28 protein-coding genes are annotated in these 25,310 nt (G+C 72.1%); 13 read left to right on the top strand and 15 right to left on the bottom strand.

All coding sequences use genetic code 11. The annotated features are described in order from the left end of the window. The first annotated feature begins 27 nt into the window (after nt 1–27). Nucleotides 28–663 carry a TetR/AcrR family transcriptional regulator gene (locus AA23TX_RS24185; protein ID WP_155545146.1) on the top strand — a complete coding sequence of 212 codons (636 nt, stop codon included), beginning with the start codon at nt 28–30 and terminating at the stop codon, nt 661–663. On the opposite strand, the gene AA23TX_RS24180 is transcribed toward AA23TX_RS24185, so the two are convergent. From AA23TX_RS24180 to AA23TX_RS24170, 3 genes are read right to left on the bottom strand one after another with little or no spacing between them, the layout of a single operon-like run. Continuing rightward, nucleotides 623–1,093, bottom strand: a complete 471-nt coding sequence (locus tag AA23TX_RS24180) for a GNAT family N-acetyltransferase (RefSeq protein ID WP_155545145.1) — start codon at nt 1,091–1,093, stop codon at nt 623–625. The two genes, AA23TX_RS24185 and AA23TX_RS24180, sit on opposite strands and share 41 nt — an antisense overlap. Beyond that, nucleotides 1,090–3,243, bottom strand: a complete 2,154-nt coding sequence (recG, locus tag AA23TX_RS24175) for an ATP-dependent DNA helicase RecG (RefSeq protein WP_155545144.1) — start codon at nt 3,241–3,243, stop codon at nt 1,090–1,092. Before recG ends, AA23TX_RS24180 begins: the two co-directional genes overlap by 4 nt. A gap of 3 nt (nt 3,244–3,246) precedes the next feature. Beyond that, nucleotides 3,247–4,821: a DAK2 domain-containing protein gene (locus AA23TX_RS24170; RefSeq protein WP_155545143.1), complete on the bottom strand. Its 1,575-nt coding sequence runs from the start codon at nt 4,819–4,821 to the stop codon at nt 3,247–3,249. Nucleotides 4,822–4,955: 134 nt separating this feature from the next. Here AA23TX_RS24170 and rpmB point away from each other — a divergent pair, with 134 nt between their 5' ends. Then, nucleotides 4,956–5,147 (top strand): 50S ribosomal protein L28, encoded by a 192-nt coding sequence (rpmB, locus tag AA23TX_RS24165; RefSeq protein WP_003091970.1) that lies wholly within the window; start codon nt 4,956–4,958, stop codon nt 5,145–5,147. A 144-nt stretch (nt 5,148–5,291) separates the two neighbouring features. Here the strand turns inward: rpmB and AA23TX_RS24160 are convergent, their stop codons facing one another. The 3 genes from AA23TX_RS24160 to AA23TX_RS24150 form a co-directional block, all read right to left on the bottom strand. Next, on the bottom strand, nt 5,292–6,062 hold the full coding sequence (locus AA23TX_RS24160; RefSeq protein ID WP_155545142.1) for an alpha/beta fold hydrolase: 771 nt from the start codon (nt 6,060–6,062) through the stop codon (nt 5,292–5,294). Nucleotides 6,063–6,123: 61 nt separating this feature from the next. Next, nucleotides 6,124–6,801 (bottom strand): uracil-DNA glycosylase, encoded by a 678-nt coding sequence (locus tag AA23TX_RS24155; protein WP_155545141.1) that lies wholly within the window; start codon nt 6,799–6,801, stop codon nt 6,124–6,126. Nucleotides 6,802–6,831: 30 nt separating this feature from the next. Then, a complete protein-coding gene (locus AA23TX_RS24150; RefSeq protein WP_155545140.1) occupies nt 6,832–7,362 on the bottom strand; it encodes a gamma carbonic anhydrase family protein in 531 nt (176 codons plus the stop codon). Nucleotides 7,363–7,394: 32 nt separating this feature from the next. Between AA23TX_RS24150 and AA23TX_RS24145 the strand changes: the two genes are divergently transcribed. Further along, nucleotides 7,395–8,609 (top strand): glycoside hydrolase family 27 protein, encoded by a 1,215-nt coding sequence (locus tag AA23TX_RS24145; RefSeq protein WP_230862687.1) that lies wholly within the window; start codon nt 7,395–7,397, stop codon nt 8,607–8,609. Here the strand turns inward: AA23TX_RS24145 and AA23TX_RS24140 are convergent. Then, complete coding sequence (locus AA23TX_RS24140; RefSeq protein ID WP_155545139.1) at nt 8,596–9,075, bottom strand: GNAT family N-acetyltransferase; 480 nt, start codon at nt 9,073–9,075, stop codon at nt 8,596–8,598. The two genes, AA23TX_RS24145 and AA23TX_RS24140, sit on opposite strands and share 14 nt — an antisense overlap. A 16-nt stretch (nt 9,076–9,091) precedes the next feature. After that, nucleotides 9,092–10,048, bottom strand: coding sequence for a thiamine-phosphate kinase (locus AA23TX_RS24135; protein ID WP_155545138.1), 957 nt, complete (start codon nt 10,046–10,048; stop codon nt 9,092–9,094). Between the two features lie 137 nt (nt 10,049–10,185). Between AA23TX_RS24135 and AA23TX_RS24130 the strand changes: the two genes are divergently transcribed. After that, a complete protein-coding gene (locus AA23TX_RS24130) occupies nt 10,186–10,419 on the top strand; it encodes an Lrp/AsnC ligand binding domain-containing protein (RefSeq protein ID WP_155545137.1) in 234 nt (77 codons plus the stop codon). Nucleotides 10,420–10,438: 19 nt separating this feature from the next. Beyond that, nucleotides 10,439–10,978: a DUF3515 domain-containing protein gene (locus AA23TX_RS24125; RefSeq protein WP_196425505.1), complete on the top strand. Its 540-nt coding sequence runs from the start codon at nt 10,439–10,441 to the stop codon at nt 10,976–10,978. A 7-nt stretch (nt 10,979–10,985) separates the two neighbouring features. Here AA23TX_RS24125 and AA23TX_RS24120 read toward each other — a convergent pair whose 3' ends face one another. Next, nucleotides 10,986–12,080, bottom strand: coding sequence for a D-alanine--D-alanine ligase family protein (locus AA23TX_RS24120; protein ID WP_155545136.1), 1,095 nt, complete (start codon nt 12,078–12,080; stop codon nt 10,986–10,988). A 746-nt stretch (nt 12,081–12,826) separates the two neighbouring features. Next, on the bottom strand, nt 12,827–14,197 hold the full coding sequence (gene pdxR / locus AA23TX_RS24115) for a MocR-like pyridoxine biosynthesis transcription factor PdxR (RefSeq protein WP_155545135.1): 1,371 nt from the start codon (nt 14,195–14,197) through the stop codon (nt 12,827–12,829). 81 nt (nt 14,198–14,278) lie between these two features. Here pdxR and AA23TX_RS24110 point away from each other — a divergent pair, with 81 nt between their 5' ends. After that, nucleotides 14,279–14,923 (top strand): pyridoxamine 5'-phosphate oxidase family protein, encoded by a 645-nt coding sequence (locus AA23TX_RS24110; RefSeq protein ID WP_155547259.1) that lies wholly within the window; start codon nt 14,279–14,281, stop codon nt 14,921–14,923. A gap of 28 nt (nt 14,924–14,951) precedes the next feature. Here the strand turns inward: AA23TX_RS24110 and AA23TX_RS24105 are convergent, their stop codons facing one another. Both AA23TX_RS24105 and AA23TX_RS24100 read right to left on the bottom strand, forming a co-directional pair. Next, a complete protein-coding gene (locus AA23TX_RS24105; protein WP_155545134.1) occupies nt 14,952–16,376 on the bottom strand; it encodes a sensor histidine kinase in 1,425 nt (474 codons plus the stop codon). Next, complete coding sequence (locus AA23TX_RS24100; RefSeq protein ID WP_155545133.1) at nt 16,373–17,086, bottom strand: response regulator transcription factor; 714 nt, start codon at nt 17,084–17,086, stop codon at nt 16,373–16,375. Before AA23TX_RS24100 ends, AA23TX_RS24105 begins: the two co-directional genes overlap by 4 nt. Nucleotides 17,087–17,233: 147 nt before the next feature. Here AA23TX_RS24100 and AA23TX_RS24095 point away from each other — a divergent pair, with 147 nt between their 5' ends. The 6 genes from AA23TX_RS24095 (at nt 17,234) to AA23TX_RS24070 (ending at nt 22,086) form a co-directional block, all read left to right on the top strand. Further along, complete coding sequence (locus tag AA23TX_RS24095; protein ID WP_155547258.1) at nt 17,234–18,580, top strand: ferredoxin reductase family protein; 1,347 nt, start codon at nt 17,234–17,236, stop codon at nt 18,578–18,580. A gap of 12 nt (nt 18,581–18,592) precedes the next feature. Continuing rightward, nucleotides 18,593–19,048, top strand: a complete 456-nt coding sequence (locus AA23TX_RS24090) for an FMN-binding protein (RefSeq protein WP_155545132.1) — start codon at nt 18,593–18,595, stop codon at nt 19,046–19,048. Further along, nucleotides 19,045–19,824 (top strand): FAD:protein FMN transferase, encoded by a 780-nt coding sequence (locus AA23TX_RS24085; protein ID WP_155545131.1) that lies wholly within the window; start codon nt 19,045–19,047, stop codon nt 19,822–19,824. The genes AA23TX_RS24090 and AA23TX_RS24085 overlap by 4 nt, the downstream gene beginning before the upstream one ends. A 63-nt stretch (nt 19,825–19,887) precedes the next feature. Continuing rightward, nucleotides 19,888–20,268 carry a VOC family protein gene (locus tag AA23TX_RS24080; RefSeq protein WP_155545130.1) on the top strand — a complete coding sequence of 127 codons (381 nt, stop codon included), beginning with the start codon at nt 19,888–19,890 and terminating at the stop codon, nt 20,266–20,268. Continuing rightward, entirely contained in the window at nt 20,265–21,089 is an 825-nt protein-coding gene (locus AA23TX_RS24075; protein WP_155545129.1) for a class I SAM-dependent methyltransferase, read from the top strand. Before AA23TX_RS24080 ends, AA23TX_RS24075 begins: the two co-directional genes overlap by 4 nt. Before the next feature lie 13 nt (nt 21,090–21,102). Next, nucleotides 21,103–22,086, top strand: a complete 984-nt coding sequence (locus tag AA23TX_RS24070; protein WP_155545128.1) for an asparaginase — start codon at nt 21,103–21,105, stop codon at nt 22,084–22,086. A 5-nt stretch (nt 22,087–22,091) separates the two neighbouring features. On the opposite strand, the gene AA23TX_RS24065 is transcribed toward AA23TX_RS24070, so the two are convergent. The 3 genes from AA23TX_RS24065 to AA23TX_RS24055 form a co-directional block, all read right to left on the bottom strand. Next, complete coding sequence (locus AA23TX_RS24065) at nt 22,092–22,571, bottom strand: cysteine dioxygenase (protein WP_155547257.1); 480 nt, start codon at nt 22,569–22,571, stop codon at nt 22,092–22,094. 189 nt (nt 22,572–22,760) lie between these two features. After that, complete coding sequence (locus tag AA23TX_RS24060; RefSeq protein WP_155545127.1) at nt 22,761–23,777, bottom strand: NAD(P)H-dependent glycerol-3-phosphate dehydrogenase; 1,017 nt, start codon at nt 23,775–23,777, stop codon at nt 22,761–22,763. Further along, nucleotides 23,777–24,496 carry a lysophospholipid acyltransferase family protein gene (locus tag AA23TX_RS24055; protein WP_155545126.1) on the bottom strand — a complete coding sequence of 240 codons (720 nt, stop codon included), beginning with the start codon at nt 24,494–24,496 and terminating at the stop codon, nt 23,777–23,779. Before AA23TX_RS24055 ends, AA23TX_RS24060 begins: the two co-directional genes overlap by 1 nt. Nucleotides 24,497–24,683: 187 nt before the next feature. Between AA23TX_RS24055 and cofC the strand changes: the two genes are divergently transcribed. Next, the gene (gene cofC / locus AA23TX_RS24050; RefSeq protein WP_155545125.1) at nt 24,684–25,295 is read left to right on the top strand and encodes a 2-phospho-L-lactate guanylyltransferase; all 612 of its coding nucleotides are present in this window, start codon (nt 24,684–24,686) and stop codon (nt 25,293–25,295) included. Nucleotides 25,296–25,310 lie beyond the last annotated feature (15 nt).

The following is a 25,310-nucleotide window of genomic DNA, read 5'->3' as shown; positions in this document are numbered from 1 at the left end:
GGCACACTAACGCAACAGGAGTAGCAGTTGGCAACCGAGATTTCCGGCACGCGACGGCCGGGCGGGCGCACCGAGCGGACCCGCCTCGCCGCGCTGAACGCCACCCTCGAGCTGCTCGGCGAACGCGGGTACGCGGAGCTGACTGTCGAGGCGGTCGCCGAGCGCTCCGGCGTGCACAAGACGACGCTCTACCGCCGGTGGGAGTCCGCAGAAGGCCTGGTCGCGGCCGCCCTGCTGATGGGGACCGAGCAGGAGTGGACGGCCCCGGACACCGGTTCCCTCGAAGGCGACCTGCGCGGGATCAACCTCGAGCTGGTGCACTACTTCACCTCGCCGGGCGAGCGCGAGCTGCCGACGGCGTCGATCTCGGCGGCTTTCCTCTCCACTCGCGCGGCGGACGCCCTGCAGGAGTTCTACGTCGACCGCCACGCGCGTTCGGCGGTGGTCGTCGACCGGGCCGTCGAACGCGGCGAGGTCCCACCCGGCACGGACGCCGTCGAGGTGGTGCGGGTCGCGTGCGGGCCGATCTTCTACCGCCTGTTCGTCTCCCGCGAAGGCGTGACGCCGTCGGACGCCGATCTCGCCGCGAAAGCCGCCGCGGCCGCCGCGAAAGCCGGCGTGTTCACGGCAGCGAACGCCGGAACCGCCGTTCCTCCAGCGTGACCCGGCCCTCGTCGATCGTCTCCGTCTGGGTGGCGCCGTCGTCCACCCAGCCCTGCCGGACGTAGAAGGCCTTCGCGCGCTCGTTCGTCGAGAGCACCCAGAGGATGGCGCTGTCGCCGGGTAGCTCCTCGACGACGCGGTCGTGCAACGCCCGGCCGAGGCCCCGCCCCCAGAACTCCGGCAGCAGGTACAGCGCGTAGAGCTGCCCGGGCCCGAAGGCGGCGAACCCCGCGACGACGCCGTCGTCCTCCGCGACCAGCACCCGGCCGCCGTCCCTGATCTGCCTGGCCCACGCCGCCGCGCGCGGCTCGGCCGACAGCCCGGCGAGGAAGTCCGCGGGAATCAGCCCCTCGTACGCCGCCTGCCACGAGGCCACGTGGACCTCGCCGATCGCCTGTGCGTCGGCCGCTGTCGCGTCGCGGATCGTCAACTCTTCTCCAGGTACTCCGCGCGGTCGACGTCGACGACGTCGGCGACCATCTGCGCCAGTCCGCGGTACTTCTTCAGGTCCGGGTCCTTCTCGACGATCTCCTGCGCGCTGGTCCGCGACGCGGCGATCACGTCCTCGTCCCGCAGCAGCGACAGCAGCTTCAGCGTCGAGCGCTTGCCGGACTGCGCGGCGCCGAGGATGTCGCCCTCGCGGCGCAGCTCCAGGTCCAGCTGCGACAGCTCGAAGCCGTCGGTCGTCGACTCGACCGCCGCCAGCCGTTCGCGCGTCGCCGTGCCGTCGAGGGCCTCGGTGACCAGCAGGCAGACGCCCGGGACGCTGCCCCGGCCGACGCGGCCGCGCAGCTGGTGCAGCTGGCTGACGCCGAACCGGTCGGCGTCCATGATCACCATCGCGGTCGCGTTCGGGACGTTGACGCCGACCTCGATCACCGTGGTGGCCACGAGGACGTCGAGCTGCGCCGCGGAGAACGCGCGCATCACGGCGTCCTTCTCGTCGGGGGGCATCCGGCCGTGCAGCACGCCGATCTTCAAGCCCTGCAACGCGCCGTGCTCCAGGTCGGGCGCGACGTCGAGGACGGCGAGCGGCGGCCGCTTGTCGCTCTTGTCCGACGGCGGCTCGTCGCCGATCCGCGGGCACACGACGTACGCCTGGTGTCCCTTGCCGACCTCTTCACGCACGCGCTGCCAGATCCGGTCGAACCAGGCGGGTTTTTCGGCGACCGGCACGACCGTGGTCTTGATCGGCGACCGCCCCACCGGCATCTCGCGCAGCGCGGACACCTCCAGGTCGCCGTACACGGTCATCGCGACCGTGCGCGGGATCGGCGTCGCGGTCATGACGAGGACGTGCGGGCTGGTGTCGCCGGCGCCGCGGGTGCGCAGCGCGTCCCGCTGCTCGACGCCGAAGCGGTGCTGCTCGTCGACGACGGCGAGGCCGAGGTCGGCGAACTCGACGTGGTCCTGGATCAGCGCGTGCGTGCCGACGACGATCCCGGCTTCGCCGCTGACGATCTCCAGGAGGGACTTCTTGCGCTCCTTCGCGCCCATCGACCCGGTGAGCAGCGTCACGCGGGTGGCGTTCTCCGCCGCGCCCAGCTCGCCCGCCTGGCCCAGGTCGCCGAGCATTTCGCGCAGCGACCGCGCGTGCTGCGCGGCGAGGACCTCGGTCGGGGCCAGCATCGCGGCCTGCCGCCCGTTGTCGACGACCTGCAGCATCGCCCGGAGCGCGACGATCGTCTTGCCGGAGCCGACCTCGCCCTGCAGCAGCCGGTTCATCGGGTGCTCGGAGGTCAGGTCCGTGGCGATCTCCTCGCCGATCCCCCGCTGGCCCGCGGTCAGGTCGAACGGCAGCCGCTTGTCGAAGGCGTCCATCAGGCCGCCGCTGACGTGCGGGTTCGCCTTCGCCGGTCGCGAAATGGCCGAGTGGCGCCGCTGCGCGAAGATCAGCTGGACGGCCATGGCCTCGTCCCACTTGAGCCGCTTCTTCGACGCCTCCAGGTGCGCCCAGTTGGCCGGGCGGTGGATGCCGTGCAGCGCGGTGTCGAGGTCGGACAGCTTGTGCAGCCGCCGCAGCTCGGCCGGCATCGGGTCGTCGTCCACTTCGAGGACGTCGAGCACCTGGCGCACGCACTTGGCGATCGACCACGTCGGCATGCCCTGCGCCGCCGGGTAGACCGGGATGATCGCGGCGAGGAAGTCGTCCATCGCCTCGGCTTCGCGGTCGGCCTCGAACAGCTCGTACTCGGGGTTGGTCAGCTGCAGGGTGTCGCGGAAGGCGGACACCTTGCCGGCGAACAGGCCGGTCTTGCCGGGCACGAGGTCCTTCTCGCGCCAGGCCTGGTTGAAGAAGGCGCAGGTGAGCCGGCGCTTGCCGTCGGTGATCACCATGTCGAGGATGGTCCCGTTGCGGGACTTCATCCGGCGCTTGCTCACCTTTTCCACGCGCGCCAGCACCGTGGCGTGCTCGCCCAGCTCGAGGCCGGCGATGTCGGTGAGCTCGCCGCGCTCGGCGTAGCGGCGCGGGTAGTGGCGCAGCAGGTCGCTGACCGTCTCGATGTCCAACGCCGTGGCGAGCGCCTTCGCCGTCTTGGCGCCCAGCAACAGCGGCAGCTTGTCGCGCAGTCCGGCCATCGGCTATTCGACTCCCATCAGCAGCACGGCTTCCGCCTGACCACTGGCGTAGCCGGCCAGCTCCACCTCCGGGTGCTCCAGCCGCAGCTGCTCGGCGAGCTCTTCGGCGACCCCGGGCGGGGCGGCGGCCCCGCTCAGCACCGTCACCAGCTCACCGCCGAGCGCGAGCATCCGGTTCAGCACGTTCATCGCGGCCGCGACCAGGTTCGTCTCCGACGCCGGTGCCGGCTCGATCAGCACCACCTCGTCGTCGATCAGGCCGACCACGTCGCCGGACTGGGCCCGGCCCACCCAGGTTAGCGACTCCTCGCGCGCGATCCGCAGTTCGCCACGCCTGGTCGCGGCGGCCGCTTCGGCCATCGCGACGACGTCGTCGTTGGTGCGGCGCCCGGCGTCGTGCACGGCGAGGGCGGCCAGCACCTGCACCGGCGAGACGCACGGGATGACCACGACGTCCCGGTCGGCGGCCATGGCGTGCCCAGCCGCCGTGTCGACCGCCGCGGTGAGCGCGACGCTGCCCGGCAGCACGGTGACGTGCCGCCCGGCGGCTTCGTTGAGCAGGCCGATCACGTCCTCGACGCTCGGGGTTTCGCCTTCGGCCACGGCCAGCACCGGGATGCTCTCGGCGCGTAGCAGCTCGGCCAGCTCACCGCCGTGCACCACCGCGACGACCGTGCGGTCGAGCCCGCCACCGGGCTCGATCGGCGTCGGCGTGAGCAGCGGCTCGACCCGGATCTTGCGCGGGCGGCCCAGGCCGAGCCCGGCCTCGATGGCGGCGCCGATGTCGGCGCAGTGGACGTGCACGGCGTGGCTGCCCGAGCCGTCGCCGGCCACGGTGACGCTGTCGCCGAGGCCACTCAGCTCCTTGCGCAGGGTCGGCAGGCTCTGCTCGTCGACGCCGTCGAGCAGGTACATGACCTCCCAGGCGTAGGTCAGCTCCTCGGCGGTGGGCACTTCCAGCGCGTGGTCCCGTTCGAGCGCGGTGCCGGTGAGCACCCCGACCAGCGCGTCGAGCACGGCGACGAGCCCGCGGGCCCCCGCGTCGACGACGCCGGCGCGGGCCAGCGCGGGCAGCTGCAGGGGCGTCTTCTCGAGGGCGTGCGCGGCCTCCTTCGCGGCCTCTCGGGCGACCTCGGCCAGCGACCGGGTGTCGCCGCGCAGGGCCAGCGCGACGGCGTGCAGGACGGTGAGGATCGTCCCGGCGACCGGGCGGCTCACAGCGCCGGTGGCGACCTCGTCGGCGTGCCCGAGCGCCTTGGCCAGCCACGAGCCGTCGAGCTCACCCTGGGCGCTGTCGGCCAGCCCGCGCACGACCTGGGAGAGGATCACGCCGGAGTTGCCCTTGGCCGAAGCCACGGCGCCGCGCGCGAGGATCTTCAGCGCCTCGGCGGCGTCCTTCGGTTGCGCGGCTTCGAGTTCCTTCGCCGCGCCGGTCATCGTGAAGAGCATGTTGGAGCCGGTGTCGGAGTCGGCGACGGGGTAGACGTTGATCTCGTCGATGGCCGGCCGCAGGCTCGCGAGACTGTGCACGCAGCCCGTCGCCCAGGCCGACACCGCAGCCACGTCCAGCACCCGCACCCCGTAACCTCCTACCCGGTCCCGGGGCAGCGTATCGACCCCGTGCGGATCCTCGCGAAGCCACTAGTTACTATGGTCGAGTTGCCCAGCACGTCTGGGCTCATCTCTATGACCCAGATCCAAAGGAGTTCGACGTGGCTGCCGTGTGCGACGTCTGTGGCAAGGGACCCGGCTTCGGCAAGTCGGTCTCGCACTCCCACCGCCGTACCAACCGCCGGTGGAACCCGAACATCCAGACCGTCCACGCCAAGGTGGGTGTGTCCCAGCGCAAGCGCTTGAACGTGTGCACCTCGTGCATCAAGGCGGGCAAGGTCGTTCGCGGGTAAGGCGAAACGGAAGGGTGGCGAGTGCTCGCGAAGAGCGCTCGCCATTTTTTTCGCCTTACGTGCCTCCTGGGGGTCGAACCCCCAGACCCCCGCCAGGGGGTGAGCCCCCCTGGACCCCCGGCGGGGTCGGGTCGAGCGGTCGGCTTACTTCAGGAAGTCCAGCAGGAGCGGCTTCAGCGTCTCCGGGAACTGCAGCACCCCGTGGTCCTGCCCCGCCAGGGTCTCGTGCCGGGCGCCCGGCACCGCCGACGCCGCCACGCGCGCGCCCGCCTGGAGGGCTTCCGGGCTCGCACCGCCGCCGATGACCAGGGTCGGGATCGCGATCTTCGCCAGGTTCTCCGTGCGCGGGTGGGCGCCGGGGCCGCAGATCGTCAGGTCGTACGGCAGCGTGTGCGCCAGCCCCGTGAACCAGCCCCACACCGGGGCCTGCTTCATCCCCTCGACCATCTCCGCCGGCGTGCCCGCGACCATCAGGAACGTCGCCACCGCGCCGTCGCGGTCGCCCGCCGCGAGCTGCGCCCGCACCTTCTCCAGCACGTCGCCGCGGGCCTCCTCCGCGGTCGCGTACGGCGGCTCGTACGCCACCAGCTTGTCGATCGGGAGACCGGCCGCCGCCGCTTCCAGGGCCAGCACCGCCCCCGACGAGTGCCCGAACACCGACGCCGACCCGCCCGCGTGCGCGATCAGCGCCGCGATGTCCTCGATCTCCCGCTCGAACGCGTACTCGGGAGCGTCCCCGCTGTCCCCGCGGCCACGCCGGTCGTAGGCGATCGTCGTGAAATCCCCGGCCAGCACCTCGGCCAGGCCCGAGACCGTCGTCCGGTCGTTGAACGCGCCGCCGACCAGGATCACCGGCGCCCCGGAGCCGCGCTGGTCGAAGGCGATGGTCGTGCCGTCGGCCGATGTGACGTTCATGGTGTCCTCCAAGGTCCGTTTCCCCCTGGTCGGAGCCGTCACGCGGTTCCGGACACCGAACCTACGGGAGTTTCCAGTCGACCGGCGCCGCGCCCTGCTGCTCCAGCAGCTGGTTCGCGCGGCTGAACGGCCGTGACCCGAAGAAGCCGTTGTGCGCCGAAAGCGGGCTCGGGTGGGCCGATTCGATGCACGGCACCTCGCCCAGCATCGGGCGCAGGTTGCGCGCGTTGCGGCCCCACAGGATCGCCACCATCGGCTCCGAGCGCGCCGCGAGGGCCTTGATCGCCTGCTCGGTGACCTCTTCCCAGCCCTTGCCCTGGTGCGAGTTCGACTTGCCGGGCTGCACGGTCAGCGCCCTGTTGAGCAGCAGCACGCCCTGATCGGCCCACGGCGTCAGGTCGCCGTTCGAAGGCAGCGGGTACCCGAGGTCCTCGGCGTACTCCTTGTAGATGTTGACCAGGCTCTTCGGGATCGGCCGGACGTCCGGCGCCACCGAGAAGCTCAGGCCCACCGCGTGCCCGGGCGTCGGGTACGGGTCCTGCCCCACGATCAGCACGCGCACGTCGTGGAACGGCTGCTTGAACGCCCGCAGCACGTGTTCACCCGCCGGCAGGTACGTCCGGCCCGCGGCGATCTCCGCGCGGAGGAACTCCCCCATCGCGGACACCTGCGGCGCCACCGGTTCGAGGGCCTCGGCCCAGCCTGCCTCGACGATGTCCTGCAGCGGTCGTGCGGTCACGGCGCGCAAGCCTACCGGGCGTGGCCGGCGTCACCCGAGCGGGTCGAGCCGCCTCAGCTCGGTCCGGAAACGGCGGCCCCGCTGGACGTAGGAATCGACGACGAGAGCGATGTTCTCCGCGCTGAACGACTTGTTCTCCCGCGTCTTCGCGGGGACGCCGAGGGCGATCTCACCGGTCTTCACGTGCGAGCCGTACGAGAGCACCGCGCCCGCGCCGACCATGCCGCCGTCCTCGATCACCGACCCGTTGAGCACCACCGACCCGGACGCGATCAGGCAGCCGGTGCCGATCGTCGCGCCCTCGACGTGCACGGCGTGCCCGATCGCCGACGACGGCCCGAGGATCGTCGGGTTCTGCTTGGTGCAGTGCAGGACGCAGCCGTCCTGGACGTTCGAGCGCGCGCCGATCTCGATGTGGCCGTGGTCGCCGCGCAGCACCGTCTGGGGCCACACCGACGCGTGCGCGCGGATCCGGACGTCGCCGATCACCGTCGCGTCCGGGTGGACGTAGGCGTCGGGGTGGATCGTGGGCTCGAGCGATCCGAGTGCATAGATGGGCATGCCGCCTCCGGGTGACCGCGGTTTCACTTCCCGTGCGATTGGATCACGGCATCACCGCGAACCGGAACGCCAGTACCGGGAGCACGGGCCTCGTGCTCCTGCTCATCGTGCTGACCTGGCTGCTGAGCCTGCCCGGCGCGTCACCGGCCCTGGCGAACGGCCTCGCCGGGACCCCGCCGATGGGCTGGAACAGCTGGAACCAGGTCCGCTGCTACGACCTGACCGAAGACGTCGTCAAGAAGGCGGCCGACGCACTCGCCGACACCGGCCTGCGGGACGCGGGTTACAAGTACGTCGTCGTCGACGACTGCTGGCAGGCACCCACACGCGCGGCCGACGGCTCGCTGCAGGCCGATCCGACGCGGTTCCCCCACGGCATCGCCGACCTCGCCGACTACGTGCACTCCCGCGGCTTGCTGTTCGGCATCTACGCCGTGCCGGGCAGCCGGACCTGCGCGATGGCGAACGACGCCTACCCCGCGTCCGGCATCGGCTCGCTCGGCCACGAGCGCCAGGACGCGGAGACGTTCGACCGGTGGAGCGTCGACTACCTCAAGTACGACTGGTGCAACGCCGACACCGTCGACGGCCTCGACCGCAGGGCGGCGTTCGAGAAGATGCGCGACGAGCTCGCCGCACTGCCCCGCCCGATCGTCTACGCGATCTCCGAATACGGCGTCTCCAGCCCGTGGACCTGGGCTCGGCCGGTGGCGAACCTGTGGCGGACCACCAACGACCTGGTCCCGACCTGGGACTCCGTCCTCGCGACGATCGACCAGCAGGCCGCCGTCGCGCCCCACAGCGGCTCGCCCGGCGGCTGGAACGACCCGGACATGCTGCAGGTGGGCAACGGCACGCTGACCGCGGACGAGGCCCGCGCCCACTTCAGCGTCTGGGCCGTGCTGAACGCGCCGCTGTTCGCCGGCACCGACCCGGCGAAGCTCTCCGACGCCGACCTCGCGACGCTCGCCAACCCCGAAGCGATCGCCGTCGACCAGGACTTCGCGGGCGGCCAGGGCCGTCAGCTCGCCGCCGGCCCCGGCTACCAGGTGTGGGGGAAACCGCTGACCGGCGGCGGGTTCGCGGTGGTGCTGCTCAACACCGGCACCACCACCGCGACCGTCTCCGCGGCGATCCCGGGCGCCTGGACCGTCCGGGATCTCTGGGCACATCGAGACCTCGGTTCCGACGTCTCGATGTCCCTGCGACCACACGCGGCGGCCCTGCTGAAGCTCACACCGAAGTGAGGTCCTTGCCGTAGCAGCGGCTCGACTCCTCGTCCTTGTACACGCCGAACTTCGGGATCTCGGCGTAGCCCGACGACGTGTACAGCGCGATGGCCTCGGGCTGCTTGGTCCCGGTTTCCAGGATCGCGCGCTTGCGGCCGCACAGCGCCGCCGTGCGCTCCAGCTCGGACAGGATCATCCGCGCGAACCCGCGGCCGCGGGCGGAATCGGCGACGTACATCCGCTTGAACTCGGCGTCGCCGTCCCGGAAGTCCGGCGCGGGGCCGTCATGGGCGCGCCACGCCCCGCAGGCGACCGCTTCGTCGCCCTGGTAACCGACGAGGAAAACGCCCTGCGGCGGGTCGAAGTCCGCCGGGGTCATCGGGGTGGCGTCTTCGTCGCCGTAGCGCTCGACGTAGACCTGCTGCACCGCGGCCATGAGCTTGGCCGCGTCGGGATGGTCGAAGGGGACCGGAACGATTCTCACGCTTCCCGAGCCTAGATCAGCGCCAGTGCGTCCATCCGGCTTCTCGCGAAAACGGTTTCCCGTCCACCGTGATCCCCGAGTCCGCCATGGTGACGACGCCGATCGTGCGCCAGCCCTCGGGGAGTTCGGTGAACGGCGGGAAGGTCGCGACGAGGGCGTGATCCTCACCACCGGTCAGGACCCAGTCCAGCGGGTCGGCGCCCAGTGCGGCGCCGACTTCGGTGAGCCGCCCGGGGACGTCGAGGTCGGCCGTGCGGACGTCGATCCCGACGCCGGACGCCTCGCCGATGTGGGCGAGGTCGGCCAGGAGCCCGTCGGAGACGTCGATCATCGCCGTGGCTCCCGCGAGGGCAGCGCGCGGACCCGCGTCGTACGGCGGTTCCGGGCAGCGCTGGGCGTTGACGACGCCGACCGGCGAGCGGAACCCTCGGCCGAGCACGGCCAGGCCGGCCGCCGCCCAGCCGAGCTTCCCGTTGACGGCGAGGACGTCGCCGGGCCGGGCGCCCGAGCGCGTCACGGGCTCGCGGTCGCCCAGGTCGCCGAGCGCGGTGACGCTGATCACGAGCTGGTCGGCGCGGACCATGTCGCCGCCGGAGACGCCGATGCCGGCGCGTTCGGCCTCGGCCCACATGCCGTCGGCCAGCGCGGTGACGACGTCGCGCGGGGTGTCGGGCGGGCAGGCGAGGCCGACCAGGACGGTGGTCGGGGTGGCGCCCATGGCGGCGATGTCGGCCAGGTTGACCGCGACGGCCTTGCGCCCGACGTACTCGGGCGGCGACCAGTCGAGCCGAAAGTGGACGCCCTGGACGAGCACGTCGGTGCTGGCGACCACGCGGCCGTCGGGGGCCGCGACGACGGCGGCGTCGTCGCCCGGGCCGAGCAGCGTGCCCGGGGGCTGGCGCCGTCCTTCGGTGACGGCGCGGATGAGCGCGAACTCCCCGGTCTCGGCGACCGTTCCGTCGTTCGGTGACACCGGTCACCTCTGCTTTCTCTACCGGGACAAAGATCGATCACCGATAGTCGGATGCCCTATGTTTTTCCGTGAGCTGGCGATACGTTGCTGAGAACGTTCCTACCTTGAGCCGATCGATCCCGACGAAAGGGCGCGCCGTGGTCCACGCATACATCCTCATTCAGACCGAGGTCGGCAAGGCGGCCGCGGTGGCAGCCGAGATCTCCAGCATCGCCGGCGTCACCAGTTCGGAGGATGTCACCGGGCCGTACGACGTGATCGTCCGCGCGGCCGCCGACAGCGTCGACCAGCTGGGTCAGCTCGTGGTCGCCAAGGTGCAGAACGTGGAAGGCATCACGCGGACGCTGACCTGCCCGGTCGTGCATCTCTGAGTAATGGTGTAGTGGTGGCGTGCCCGATTCCGACACCGGTGCCCCGCCCAGGGTGGTGCTCGTCACCGCGGCCGCGCTCGCCGTGGCCCTGGCGGTCGCCGTCGCCGTCTTCGCCCTGACTCTGCGTTCCTCGGAGTCCGCGGACTCCGGCCCGTTGCCGCTCGTCCCGGTGCCCGCGCCGTTCGCGGGGTCGCCGGGCTGCACGACGCTGCTGGGAGCGGTGCCGACGGAGCTGACGTCGAACGGGACTTCTCTCAAAGTGCGCGCGCTGGCGGACCCGGCCCCGCCGGCCACGGTGGCCTGGGGCTCCGACGACCCGCTCGTGCTCCGGTGCGGGCTGAGCCGGCCCCCGGAGCTGACGCCGACGGCGGCGCTGCGGCTGGTGAACAAGGTCCAATGGCTGCAGGTGCCGGGCGACGGCGCGTCGACGTGGTACGTCGTGGACCGCGAGGTCTACGCGGCGTTGACGGTGCCGGACAGCGCCGGGACCGGGCCGTTGCAGCAGATCTCGGACACCGTGGCGGCGAAGCTGCCCGCTCGGCCGCTGCGGTTCTCCTGAGCCTCGGTCAGCGCAGGCCCGTGCCCCGCGCGATGGCCGTGTCGATGAGCGTGGTCAGCAGGGTCGTGTAGTCGACGCCGGTGACCTCCCACATCTTCGGGTAGGCGGACTTCGTCGTGAAGCCGGGCATGGTGTTGACCTCGTTGATGGTCAGCTCGCCGTCGGCACCGACGAAGAAGTCGACGCGGGCGAGGCCCTGGCAGTCGAGCGCCCGGAACGCCTTGACGGCCATGGCGCGCAGCTTCTCGGTGAGCGCGTCGTCGAGCTTGGCCGGGATGTCCAGCTCGGCGTCGTCGCCGAGGTACTTGGTTTCGAAGTCGTACCAAGCGTTTTCGTCCTCGGACAGCACCCGGATCTCGGCGGGCAGCGACGCTTCGACGCGGCCGTCGGGGAACTCGAGGACACCGCACTCGACCTCACGGCCGACGACCGCGGCTTCGACGAGGACCTTCGGATCGGTGGCGCGGGCGAGTTCGATGGCGGCGTCGAGGTCGTCCCACGACGTCACGCGGCTGATGCCGACTGAGGAACCGGCGCGCGAGGGCTTGACGAAGACGGGCAGGCCGAGCTTGGCCTTGCCGTGTTCGTCCAAAGTGGACTCGCTGCGCTTGAGGGCGGCGAAGGTACCGACCGGAAGCCCTTCGGCGGCCAGGAGTTTCTTGGCGGTTTCCTTGTCCATGGCGGCGGCACTGGCGAGCACGCCGGGGCCGACGTACGGGATGCCGGCGAGTTCGAGCAGGCCCTGGATGGTGCCGTCTTCGCCGAAGGCGCCGTGCAGCACCGGGAAGACGACGTCCACCTGGGAGAGGAGTTCGCTTTCCCGCCCGGCTTCGACGGCGACGAGCCCCTGGCTGGAGGGATCGCCGGCGAGGACGAGGCCCTTGCCGTCATCGACGGACGGCAGTTCGCGGCCCCGGATGGCGAGCTGCGCGGAGTCCCCGGTGCCGAGCACCCACCGGCCCGCACGGGTGATCCCGACGGGAACGGCTTCGAACCGTCCGGGGTCGAGGTTCCCCAGGACGCTGCCGGCGGAGAGGCAGGAGATGGTGTGCTCACTGCTGCGCCCGCCGAACACGACCGCCACCCGGATCTTCTCGCTCATGGTGAGCCACCGTACCCGGTGACCTCGGCGAACAGCCGAGCCCGGTGCGCCGGGCGGCGCCCCACGGGCGGTGAGCGCAACCTGTGCGGGCCCTGTCACGTCTGGTACATCGGGGGACCGGTGGGCCCGGGGCTGGAGTCTCGGGCTGGAGTCTCGGGACTCGGGGCTCAGCCGGGCCGGAGCCGGGACAGCCCGGACTTCCCCGAGCAGGGCCCGCGCAGCGCCTGTGCAGTTCCCCCCGCAGGGCCCGCGCAGCGCCTGTGCAGTTCCCCCGCAGGGCCCGCGCAAGGCCGGGGCAGGGTCCGCACAGCTCCCCGGCAGGGCGGGGCAGTTCCCCCGCAGGGCCGGGCAGTTCCCCCGCGGAGCCCGCGCAAGGCCAGGGCAGTTCCCTGTAGGGCCCACGCAGTTCCCCGCGGGCCAGGGCAGAGCCCGCCCTCCCCTCGGGGGCCCCCGCCTGCTCCAGCGTATCGGCAACCACCGACGCGAAGCCGGGAAAGCCGCCGACCGAACCTCGTTGTCCACATCACGGCTTGGCTGTGGACAACAGCGCAACTCCTGACACGGCAAGAGAGATCAGCGCCCCGCGCAACCAACGCCACATCGGGTGCGCGGGGCGCAACCAACGCCACATTGCGTGCGCCCCGCGCAACCAACGCCACATCGGGGCGCCCAACACACCCAAGGCCACATCGCGCGCTCGAGACCAACCCGCAGCACCAACCCGCAGCGCCAGCTCACCACAAGCCTCACCGCAGCAGCGAAACCAACGTCGGCAACGCCGCCACCAAAGCCTCCCGCCCACAACCCGCGTACCCGATCGCCACCCCGTGCGCCGAAGGCTCCCCCGCGAAGTGCCGCGCCAACCCGTCCAGCCGGATCCCCCGCCGCTCCGCCGCGGAGATCACCGAAGCCTCCACCGAAGCCGACGAAAACGGCACCACCAGATGCGCCCCCGCGTCATCGCCCCGCACCGGGATCCCCGCCCCGGCCAACGCTCCCGCCAGCAACGTCCGCCGCTCGGCCATCTCCCGGCGCAGCTTCCGCAAGTGACGCCCCAGATCCCCGTTCCGCGCGAACTCGTACAGCACCCGCTGCCCCGCCGGCGACGGCCGCGTCCCCGTCGAATCCCGATACGCCAGCACCGCCGACGTGATCGCCTCCGGCGCCACCATCCACCCCGCCCCCAGCGTCGGCGTCAGGATCTTCGACGTCGTCCCCAAGTGCGCCACCACGTCCGGTGCCAACGACGCCAGCATCGGCAGCGGCGCCACGTCGAAGCGCAGCTCGCCGTCGTAGTCGTCCTCGATCACCAACATCGCGGACGATCGCGCCCGCTCCACCAGCGCGACCCGCCTCGCCGCGCTCAGCCGGCTGCCCATCGGGTACTGGTGCGCCGGCGAGCAGTACACCGCCCTCGCCCCCGCCGGGATCGCGTCCGGGCGCAGGCCCTCGTCGTCCACCGGCACGCCCACCACCCGCATGCCCGCCCGCCGGAACGCCTGCACCGCGCGCTGGTAGCCGGGCTCCTCGACGGCGACGACGTCCCCGCGTTCGAGCACCGCCGCGGCCAGCTCGACGACCGCCGCCGTCGTCCCGCCGGTCGCCAGCACCGAGCCCGCCGCCAGCCCGCGGTGCCGCAGCAGGTGCTCCGACACGGCCGCGCGGTACTCCGGCAGCCCGGCGCGGTGCGCGCGGACCAGCGGATCCGGGTCGGCCGCCGCCCGCCACGCGCGGCGCCAGGCCGCGCGGTCCAGGCCGTCCGCCCACGGCGTCCCCGGCCCGAGGTCGAGCAGCGACGGCGCTTCGGACTCAGGCGCCGGGACAGCCGGCGCCGGCACCTCCGACGCCGAAAACGAGGGCGGCGTCGTCACGTACGTGCCGGACCCGTGCCGCCCCGCGATCCACCCCTCGGCGTGCAGCTGCTCGTACGCCGCCGACGTCACCGTCCGGCTGACGCCGAGGCGTCCGGCCAGTGCCCGCGTCGACGGGAGCCGGTCGCCGCCCCGGAGGTGGCCCGAAGCGGCCGCTTCTCGCAGCGCGTCGGCGAGCTGGACGGCCAGCGGCGTCGCGTCGTCCCGGTCGAGGCTGACCGGGAGCGCGGTGTCGGCGTGGGTCACGGGGACCTCCTCAAGTGGACTTCCCAAGTGTACGAGAAGTGGACGTTCTCCGATGCCACTGTGCTGGGAGACGCTGGTCGCATGCTGTCCACCACGCCCCGCACCACGCTCGGCCGCAAGAAGCACCGGGCCGTGACCGACCGCTCCGCACTCCACGCCGTCCTGGACGAGGGCCTGATCTGCCACCTCGGCATCGTCCGGGACGGCGCGCCCCTGGTCCTGCCGACCGGCTACGGCCGCGACGGCGACACGCTCTACCTGCACGGCTCCACCGGCGCGTCGAGCCTGCGCACGGCGTCCCGGGACCTCGACGTCTGCGTCACGGTGACGCTCCTCGACGGCATCGTCTACTCGCGCTCGGTGAACAACCACTCGATGAACTACCGCAGCGCGGTCATCTTCGGGAAGGCGAAGCCGGTCGTCGACCCCGAAGCGAAGATGCACGGCCTGAAGGTGCTGACCGACCACCTCGCGCCGGGTTCCTGGGAGCACGCGCGCGAGGTCAACGCGAAGGAGTTCGCGGCGGTGAGCGTCCTGTCGCTGGACCTCGCCGAGGCGTCGGTGAAGGTGCGCGCCGAAGGCCCGGACGACGAGCCGGAAGACCTCGACGCGGACGCCGCCTGGGCGGGAGTGCTCCCGGTCCGGACCGTCTTCGGCACGCCCGAGCCGTCCACCGACCTCTCCCCCGGCTGGCAGGTCCCGGCGCACGTCACCGGTCGTGAGTGAGAAACAGGGTTAGAACACTGTTTCTCACTCACGACCGGGCGAGCGGCAACCTGACCGTGAACACCGTCCGGCCCGGCTCCGAGGCGACCGCGACCGTGCCGCCGTGCGCCGTGACCAGGGACTGGACCACCGACAGCCCGAGCCCGGTGCCGCCGTTGCCGCGGGTGCGCGAGTCGTCGACGCGGAAGAACCGGTCGAAGATGCGCTCCTGGTCGGCCGCGGCGATCCCCGGTCCGGCGTCGGCCACCGCCACGACCGCTTCGGACGCCGAGGCCGTCACCGAGACGTGCACCGCGGTCCCGGGCGGCGTGTGCACGGCCGCGTTGGCCAGCAGGTTGTCGAACACCTGCCGCAGCCGCACCGGGTCGGCGTCCACGAAAGCCGCGTCGAGGGAAGTCGTCAGCGGGTGGTCGGGACGGCCGGCGGCGAACGCGTCCGCCGCGTCGCCGGCCAGCTCGGCCAGGTCGACGCGCTCCGGCCGCAACGGCGTCTCGGCCGCGCGCGCGTCGAGCCGGGCCAGCAGCAGGAGGTCGTCGACGAGGACGCTCATCCGCGCCGTCTCGGAGCGGATCTTCCCGAGGTGCGCTTCCCGCTCCGCGGGCTCGTTCGCCGCCGCGTAGCGGAAAAGGTCTGCGTAGCCCCGGATCGACGTCAACGGCGTCCGCAGCTCGTGCGACGCGTCCGCCACGAACCGGCGCAGCCGCTCGTTCGCCTCGGTCTTCGCCGCCAGGGACGTGTCGATGTGCGCGAGCATCACGTTGAACGCCGTCCGCAGCTCGTCGACCTCGGCGCCACCGCCCGTGCCCGCCGCGCGGGCCGGCAGGGCGGGGTTCGCGGTGAGGTCGTGGGACGCGATGTCGTGCGCGGTACCGGCCATGTCGGCCAGCGGGCGCAGGCCGCGGCTCAGCACGAGCCGTCCCACGACCACCAGCACGGCCAGCGCGAACGCGAAGGCGCCGACCTCCACCCAGATCAGCTGCCGGACCGTGCCGTCGAGGTCCTTCTGCGGCGCGGCGGACAGCAGCACCGAACCGTTGTCGACCGGGCAGGCCCGCACCCGGTAGGGGCCGTCGTCGGAGAGGTACACGGTGCGCGTGACGTCGCCGCCCGCCGCCTCGGCGGCGATCTTCGCGAGCTGGCGGCCGTCCCCCGGCAGCTTGCCGCCCGTCTCGGGCATCGCGACGCCGTCGCGCACCTTGTACAGCGCCGAGTACCACGAGTAGATCGACTGCGGCGAGCCGTGCGTCTCGCGCAGCATCGGCAGCTGCGTGTTCTGGCTCTTGGACAGCTGCTCGTCGAGCCGCCGGTCGAGGTAGCCGTGCATGATCCCGACCGTCGTGACGCCGACGGCCGCGAACACGACCAGCGCGAGCGCGCCGAGGCCGAGCGTGATCCGGGTGCCCAGCCGCGTGCGCTGCCAGGCCCCGTACCACCGGCGGAAGAAGCGCTTCACCGGCTGGCCTGGCGCACGACGTACCCGACACCGCGCACGGTGTGGATCAGTGGTTCGCCGTCGCCCGCGTCGACCTTGCGCCGCAGGTGCGAGATGACGAGCTCGACCACATTGGACCGGCCGCCGAAGTCGTACTCCCAGACGTGGTCGAGGATCTGCGCCTTCGTCAGCACCGCGGGCGAGCGGCGCATGAGGTAGCGCAGCAGCTCGTACTCGGTCGGGGTCAGCTCGGCCGGCCGGTCGCCGCGGCGGACCTCGCGGGTGTCCTCGTCCAGCGTCAGGTCGCCGACGCGCAGGACGGCGCCGCGCGTCACCACCTGGTGCGTGACGCCGGAGCTGCGCCGCAGCACCGCCCGCAGCCGCGCCATCAGCTCCTCGACGGAAAACGGTTTCACGAGGTAGTCGTCACCCCCGCGGGTGAGCCCGGCGATCCGGTCGGCCGTCGCGTCCTTGGCCGTGAGGAACACCACGGGCACCGTGCTGCCGTTCTCCCGGAGGCGGTCGAGCACGGTGAAGCCGTCCAGGTCGGGCAGCATCAGGTCGAGCACGACGATGTCCGGCCCGAACTCCGCGGCCTGGCTCAGCGCGGCTTTCCCGGACCCGGCCGTGACCGCCTGCCAGCCCTCGTACCGGGCGACGGTGGCGACGAGGTCGGCGATGTGCGGCTCGTCGTCGACGACGAGCAGGCGCACGGGTTCGGAGGGCTGCACCACCCCATCTTCTCCCGGCGCGTGGGCGAGCGGCGACCGGTGACCCGGGCCGACAGGAATCCGACAGCCCTTACCCAGACTCGCCACAGGCTCCGTGGCGAAGCTGGCCTTCGTGAACCGAAACCGAAGGGGATCCGTGTGACCAGCATGACGCAGACCGCCGAGGCCACGCGCCCGGCGATCCGCCCCCGGATCGCCGCGAAATCCGGCCTCTTCCTCTTCCTGGGCGCCAACGTGGGCGCCGTCACGGTGCTCTTCGCCCAGGCCGGGCTGTCCCAGAACGTGCTGATCAGCATCGGCAGGCTCGCCGGGATGTACGGCGCGCTGGCGATGGCCACGCAGCTGCTGCTGGTGGCCCGGTTGCCCTGGCTGGACCGGCGGATCGGGATGGACCGGCTCACGACGTGGCACCGGTGGACCGGCTTCACGATCCTCTGGACCCTGCTGGCGCACCTCGTGTTCATCGCGTTCGGGTACGCGGAGGTCTCGAACAAGGGCGTCGTCGACGAGCTGGTCGAAATGGCGAACACACTCGAAGGGATCCTGCGGGCCCTGGTCGCGTTCGCCGTGATCCTCATCGTGGGCGCGGCTTCGGCGAAGTTCGCGCGCAAGCGGCTGGCCTACGAGACGTGGCACTTCATCCACCTCTACACCTACGCCGCCATCGTGCTGGCGTTCACGCACCAGATCGCGCTCGGGACGTCGTTCGCCAGTGCCCCGACGGCGAAGGCCTACTGGTGGACGATGTGGCTGGGCGCCGGCTTCGCCGTGCTCGCCGGGCGCGTCGTGCTCCCGCTGTGGCGGAACCTGCGCCACCAGCTGCGCGTCACCGCCGTGGTTTCCGAGGCGCCGGACGTGGTTTCGGTCTACATGACGGGCAAGCACCTCGACAAGATGCCGGCGCGCGCGGGCCAGTTCTTCCTGTGGCGGTTCCTCACGAAGGACCGCTGGTACCAGGCCAACCCGTTCTCGCTGTCCGCCGCGCCCGACGGCCGCACGCTGCGGCTGACCGCGAAGGCGCTCGGCGACTCCAGCGCGTCGCTGCGCAGCCTGCGCGTCGGGACGCGGGTGTTCGCCGAAGGCCCGTACGGCGCGTTCACGACGATCCACCAGCAGCGGCCCAACGCGCTGCTCGTGGCGGGCGGCGTCGGCATCACGCCGATCCGGGCGCTGCTGGAGGACATCGACGGCCACGTCGTCGTCCTCTACCGGGTGCGCACGCAGGCCGACGCGGTCCTGCTGCCCGAGCTCAACGGGCTCGCCAAGGCCCGCGGCGCGGTGGTGAGCGTCCTCACCGGATCGGACCAGGCGGTCGGCCCGCGCGGGGCGATGCTCGGCCCGGCGAACCTGCACATGATGGTGCCGGACGTGCACGAGCGGGACGTGTTCGTCTGCGGCCCGCCGGGGATGACGTCGGCGGTGCTGCGCAGCCTGCGCGAGCTGCGCGTGCCGAAGGCCCAGGTCCACGCCGAACGCTTCAGCCTCGCGGCCTAAGGGGACAGCCCAGTGAAACGGACCATCTTCGTCGTCGCGCTTTCGGTCGCGGGGTTCATCGCGGTCTGGCGGTTCGAGCCGGGGCCGGTGCACAACACCGCCGTCGCCGCGCCGCCGCCGAGCATCGCCGCACCGTCGACCGCCCCCGCTCCGCCGGCTTCGACGGCACCGTCCACGACGTCCACTCCGGACAGTGCGAACGCGACAGTCACGACCCAGGGCTCCGCGGAGTCCAGCAACTACGGGACCGTCCAGGTCGAGGTGACGTTCACCGGCTCCCGGATGGTGGCGGTCACGCTGCTGCAGGCTCCCCACGACGGCCGCGCGCTGACCGCGTTGCCGCGTTTGCAGGAGGAAGCCATGAAAGCGCAGAGCGCCGACATCGACACGATCACCGGGGCGACCGAGACGAGCGAGTCGTACAAGACGTCGCTGCGGGCGGCCATCGACGCCAGGGGCAACAGATGACCACGCGCGTCGAGCAGGTGATGGGCCTGCCGATCTCCCTCGACCTGCGGGACGACGGCGACTTCGCCGAGATCGTCGACGAGGTGTTCGCCTGGTTCCGCGACGTCGACGCCCGGTTCAGCCCGTTCAAGGCGGACAGCGAGGTCAGCCGCTACGACCGCGGCGAGCTCACCGCGGCCGGGCTGACCGACGACCTCCTGGAGGTCCTGGAGCTCTGCGCGTACTACGAGCAGCTCTCCGGCGGCGCGTTCCGCGCGCGGCTGCCCGGGCGCGGGCTCGACCCGTGCGCGGTGGTCAAGGGCTGGGCGGTGCAGCGCGCCGCCGACATGCTCAAGGCCGAGGGCGCGACGACGTTCTGCCTCAACGCCGGCGGCGACGTCGTCACGGCGGGCGAGCCGGAACCGGGACGGCCGTGGCGGGTCGGCATCCGCCACCCCGAGCAGCCCCTGGCCGTGTGCGCGGTGCTGGAGTCGCGCAACGGCGCGATCGCGACGTCGGCGGCCTACGAGCGCGGCTCGCACATCGTCGACGGCCGTTCGGGGACACCGGCGACCGGGCTGATGAGCGTCACCATCGTGGCCGGCGACCTGGTCACCGCCGACGCGCTGGCCACCGCGGCGTTCGCGATGGGCGCCGAGGGCATCACCTGGGCGGCCGACCGGCCGGACTGCGAGATCCTGATCGTCGACGACAGCCGGCGCGTGCACCGGACGGCCGGGCTCGCGCTGGCTTCCGGGGAAGCGGGACGTCCTCGGGCAAGCGCTCGGGCGTCCTGAAATCGGTTCGCCCTCCTCCGGCGGCTCGGCCAGACTCGACGGCACCCGATCCCGAGGAGTGCCATGCCGTCGTCCGTCCTGCACGTGTCCGTCGACTGTGCCGACCCGTACCGGCTCTGTCAGTTCTGGAGCGAAGTCACCGGGAAGCCGGTCCCCGACGAGGACCAGCCCGGGGACGACGAGTGCGGCATCGGTCTCGAAGGCGGCATCGACCTGCTGTTCCTGCGCGTCCCCGAACCGAAGACCGTCAAGAACCGCCTGCACGTGTGCCTGCAGCCGGACGTCCCGCGCGACGAAGAGGTCGAGCGGATCCTGGGCTTGGGCGCGACGCTGGTGAACGACCTCCGCAAGCCGGACGGCACCGGCTGGGCCGTGCTCGCCGACCCGGAGGGCAACGAGTTCTGCGTCCTGCGCAGCGCCGCCGAACGGGCAGCGACGTCGTGACGGACTCGTTCGCCGTCAACAAGGCCAACTGGGACGAACGCGCGGCGCTGCACGCGGCGTCGCCGGAATCCAGCTTCGCCACCATCGCGGCCGACCCGGCGTATCTGAGCGGCGTCGTGCGGTTCGACCGGCCGCGCCTGGGCGACCTCGCCGGGCTGCGCGCGGTCCACCTGCAGTGCCACATCGGGACGGACACCGTTTCGCTGTCCCGGCTGGGCGCTTCGATGACGGGCCTGGACTTCTCGGGCGCGGCGCTGACGGAGGCGCGGCGGCTCGCGTCCGCCGCCGGCGCTTCGATCGACTTCCACGAGGCGAACGTCTACGACGCCGTCGAAGTGCTCGGCGCCGGGCGGTTCGACCTGGTCTACACCGGGATCGGCGCCTTGTGCTGGCTGCCTTCGATCGCGCGGTGGGCGTCGGTCGTCGCCGGTCTCCTGCGGCCCGGTGGCCGGCTGTTCGTCCGCGAAGGGCACCCGATGCTGTGGGCGCTCGACGAGACCGCGGACCCGGCGTGGCCGCGGTACCCGTACTTCGAGCACGCCGAACCGCTGGTGTTCGACGAGCCCGAGACGTACATGAAGGTTTCGCGGAAGCTGGAGAACAGCATCAGCCACTCGTGGAACCACTCCCTCGGCGAGATCATCACGGCGCTGCTGGACAACGGCCTGACGCTGACCGCGTTCACCGAGCACGACAGCGTCCCGTGGAACGCGATCCCCGGGCAGATGACGCACGACGAGGCCGCGGACGAGTGGCGGATGACGGACACGCCGTCGCGGGTCGCGGCGAGCTACACGCTCCAGGCGGTCAAGGGCGGCTGAATAGGGTGGCGGCATGGCTCGTCCCTTGATCGCCGTCGCCACGCTGGGCGGCACCATCTCGATGGCCCCCGTCTCCGGCGAGGGTGGCGCCGTCCCCCGGCTCGGCGCGTCGGAACTGCTCGGTGGCCTCGGCGACCTCCCGATGGACGTGCTGGCCGAGACCCTGGCCGGAATCGGCAGCGCATCGATGGACTTCGCGACGCTGCTGCGGTGCCGCGAGTGGGGGCTGCGGCAGGACGCCGACGGGTTCGTCGTCGTGCAGGGCACCGACACCCTGGAGGAGACGGCGTACTTCCTGGAGCTGGGCTGGCCGTCGGAGGTCCCGGTGGTCGTCACCGGGGCGATGCGCAACGCGGGCCTGCTCAGCCCGGACGGCCCGGCGAACCTGCGCAACGCCCTGACGGTCGCGGCCGACCCGCGCAGCCGCGGGCGGGGCGTGCTGGTGACGCTGAACGACGACGTTCACGCGGCGCGGTGGGTACGGAAAGCGCACTCGAGCCACCTGGAGGCGTTCTCATCGGCGCCGGCGGGGCCGCTCGGCATGGTCGTCGAGCGGGCGGTGCACTGGTTCCACCCGTCGCCGCCGCGGCTGCCCGCCTTGCCGGGCACGGACTTTTCGGGGCTGGTGCCGGTGGTAGAATCCGGCCTCGACGACTCGGGCGCGGTGCTCTCTCACGCCGCTTCGCAGCCTGGAGTGCGCGGAATCGTGCTGGCGGCGACCGGCGCCGGCCACGTGTCGGCCGGCACGGCCGACGTGGTGGCCCGGCTGGTGACGTCCCTGCCGGTGGTCGTCGCTTCCCGGACGGGCGCGGGCCCGACGCTGCGGTCGACGTACGGCTTCCCCGGCTCGGAGTCGAACCTGATCGCGATGGGCGCGACGATGGCCGGCTGGCTGGACGCGCGCAAGTCCCGGATCCTGCTGCACACGCTGCTCGCGGGCGGCGCGGACCGGGAAGCGATCGAACGCGAGTTCCGGGCCCGCGGCGACCTGGACTGAGTGGTTCAGTCCAGGACCGGGCCGCCGAGCGGGTCGAGGTGGTACGAGCGCATCTCGCGCTCCGCGTCGCGGTAGACGTGGATCGAGATGGCCGGGTCCGGGCCGTCATTGCGCACCTCGTGCACGTACCCCGGGCCGAACACCCGTGACTGCCCCGCCGACAGCGCGTGCAGCTCGGTGATCGCGCGGCCGTCCGGCGCGCGGCGGGCCACCGCCTCCGTCAGATGACCGCTGACCAGCGTGAACGCGCCACTGGCGAACGCGTGGTCGTGCAGGTCGGTGCGCTGGCCGGGCAGCCAGCTCATCAGCCAGACCTCCTGCCGCTCGTCCTTCTCGACGAGCGTCGCGAACCGCTCGTCGGGGTCGTAGCGCAGCAGGTGCTTCCAGCGGTCGCGGTCGGCGGCGACCTCCAGCGCGACGCGCACGGGGTGGCGCAGCGCGGGGTTCTCGGGACGCAGCAGGGTGTTGTCGGGAACGGCGAACATGAGGTCCTCACGGAAGAGAAAAGGGGTGTCGAACTGGGCCGGGGCGGGGTTCACCGACAACAGCGACACGCGCACATGACGGCGCGGAGACCCGTAAGGCCCCGCAGCTCAGTCATCTCGCACGCGAACATGGCGCTCAGCGTTCCCTACCGTCGTGCCCCGGTCAAGACGTCCCACCTGCCGGGAGGATCAGGACCACTCGTGCTTCTGCGAGCGGCCCAGCAGCTCGGCGCCGGCCTGCCGCGGGTCGACGCCCTCGTGGCAGACGCGGTGCATCGCGTCGGTGATCGGCATGTCGACACCGACGCTCATGGCCAGCGCCCGGATCGACGAGCACGACATGACGCCCTCGGCGACCTGCCCGCCGCCCGCCGCCTGCGCCTGTTCGAGGGTCTCGCCGCGACCGAGGCGCTCGCCGAACGTCCGGTTGCGCGAAAGCGGCGACGAGCACGTCGCGACCAGGTCGCCGACGCCGGCGAGCCCGGCGAACGTCAGCGGGTCGGCGCCCAGTTTCGCGCCGAGGCGGGCCATCTCGGCCAGGCCGCGGGTGATGAGCGTCGCCATCGTGTTCGTGCCGAGGCCGAGGCCCGCGGCCATGCCGGTGCTGAGCGCGATGACGTTCTTGCACGCGCCGCCCAGCTCGCAGCCGACGACGTCGGTGTTGGTGTACGGGCGGAAGTAGGAGTTGGCGCAGGCGCGCTGGATCGCGACAGCGCGTTCGTGGTCGGCGCAGGCGAGCACCGACGCGGACGGCTGCCCGGCGGCGATTTCCTTGGCCAGGTTGGGCCCGGTGACCACGACGACCTCGCCGGGGTCGATCCCGACGATCTCCCCGATGACCTCGCTCATCCGCTTGAGCGTGCCGAGTTCGACGCCCTTGGCGAGGCTGACGAGGACCGCGTCGAGCGGCAGCAGGGGGCGCCACTCCGAAAGGTTCGCCCGCAGGCTCTGGCTGGGCACGGCCAGCACGACGGCTTGGGCGTCTTCGAGCGCCTTCGCGGGGTCGCTGGTCGCGGTGATGTTCTCCGGCAGGCCGACACCGGGCAGGTAGGCGCTGTTGACGTGCCGCTCGCGGATGTCGGCGGCGACCTCTTCGCGGCGCGCCCACATCGTGACGTCGCGACCGGCGTCGCCGAGCACCTTCGCGAAGGCGGTGCCCCACGAGCCGGCCCCGAGCACGGTGACCCGCTGGACGTCGGCGCGCATCAGGCCGGGTCCCCCGGCTTCGCCGACGGCGGTTCCTCGTGGCGGATCTCGCCGAGCAGGCGGGTCACCTCGTCCATCATGACCTTGGTGACCTCCCGCAGCTTCGACGCGCTGCGCGTGTTGCCGCCGCGGTAGGCGGAGAGATCGATCGGGTCGCCGATCGAGTGGGTGATCGTCTTGCGCGGGAACGGCGTGAACTTCTTGGTGTAGCCGTTGAAGATCTGGTTGGTCCCCCAGCGCGCGATGGGGATGATGGGGACGTCGTTCTGCAGCGCGAGCCGCGCGGCGCCGGTGAAGGACTCCTTCGGCCAGCCGGCGGGGTCCTTGGTGATGGTGCCCTCGGGGTAGATGACGACGATCTTGCCTTCTTCGAGGGCCTGGTGGGCGGCCTTGAGGCTGTCACCGGCGGCGGCGGACCCGCGCGAGACGGGGATCTGCCCGGCCCCGACGAAGATCTTCCCGAAGACCGGGGTGCGCGTCAGGCTCTCCTTGCCGAGGAAGCGGGGAACGCGCTTCTGCCGGTGCACGAAGACGGCGTCGACGACCGGGTCCAGGTGCGAGATGTGGTTCATGACGAGCAGCGCGGGGCCCTGCCGGGGGATCTTCTCGGCCCCGACGTAGACCCGCCGCCCGATGGCGGTGAGCGGGTAGAACAGTACGGCGGCGAGCCCAACCCAGAAGCCGCCCTTCTCACGCCGGGCCACGATCTCCTCCTCCACACGTCACGTCCGCCCCAGATCCTGCCGCGCCGGGGTGAGAGCAGTCCAGGGAGGGTGCCTTCGCCGAGGTCGGGGCGGTGATCCGGGGGGTGCCGGCGAGTCCGGGCGAAAGGCCTCCCAGCCGGGCCCACCGTCCGAACCCGGCGGTCGGCGGCACCCACCCGCAGGTTCGGGTAAAGATGGACGGGTGGACGTGGACCTGGTCGTGCCGATGAAACACCCCCGCGACGGCAAGTCGCGGCTGCGTGGCGCCGTCGAGGCCGATCGGCACCCCGGCCTCGTCCTCGCCCTCGCCGCCGACACCCTCGCCGCCGTCACCTCGGGTGCGCACGTGCGGCGCGTCCTGCTCGTCGCCGCCGATCCCGATTCCGTCGCCGAGCTCGCGCAGCTCGGGGTCGAGATCGTCCGCGAACCCGCCGAGAAGACCCTCAACGCCGCCTTCCGCCACGGCGCGGAGCTCCTCCGGCGAGACGATCCCGGCTCCGTCGTCGGCGCACTCCAAGCCGACCTCCCGGCCCTGCGCGCCGGCGACCTGGCCGACGCCCTCGCCGAAGCGGCGGGGCAGCGCGCCTTCGTCGCGGACCGGCAGGGCACCGGCACCACCCTCCTGCTGTCCGCGCCCGGCGCGCCCCTCGACCCGCACTTCGGCCCGGGCTCGGCGCGAAAACACACCGGCTCCGGGGCCGTTCCGTTGAAAAACCCGCTCCCGAGTCTCCGCAGCGACGTCGACACCCCCGAAGACCTCGCCCACGTGCGTGCGCTGGGTGTCGGGAAACACACCGCGGAGCTGTTCATCTGACCTTCACCGCGCCCT

It is taken from the genome of Amycolatopsis camponoti (assembly GCF_902497555.1).
Taxonomy (GTDB): domain Bacteria; phylum Actinomycetota; class Actinomycetes; order Mycobacteriales; family Pseudonocardiaceae; genus Amycolatopsis; species Amycolatopsis camponoti.
Note: the sequence above shows the minus strand (reverse complement) of the source record. Positions and strands in the feature narration are given on the sequence as shown.